This is a genomic window from Serratia sp. HNCC26DJ244 (assembly GCF_057180565.1).
Genome location: NZ_JBXUGO010000138.1, coordinates 1 through 337, shown reverse-complemented (window position 1 = coordinate 337; position 337 = coordinate 1). Strand labels below are relative to the sequence as shown.

Here is a 337-nt window from a genome sequence, read left to right as displayed (position 1 = left end):
TACCTGGAAGTGCGGAATGGCGTACAGTCTCACACGGAAGAAGCCCGGGTTGTCCTCGATGTCTTCCACAATCACCTTCGCATCACGCAGCGGGTGAGAGGCTTGCAGTTCATCGCCCGGGTCGGTCATCTCGGTCACCAGGCTACGTACCCAGGTGTTGAGCTCCAGCTCCAGCAGACGGCGGTCCTTGGTGGTACCGATGTTTTCACGCTGGATCAGCTTCAGGTAGTGAGCAATGCGCGACAGCAAGAAGATGTACGGCAAACGCGCGTTGATGCGGCTGTTGGCAGTGGCATCGGCGGTGTCATACAGCGCGGGCTTCTGGGTGGAGTTGGCA

1 pseudogene is annotated in these 337 nt (G+C 59.1%); it reads right to left on the bottom strand.

What is annotated here, in order from left to right:
• Positions 1-337: pseudogene (locus AC2A06_RS18965) on the bottom strand (type VI secretion system contractile sheath large subunit); the annotation flags it as partial.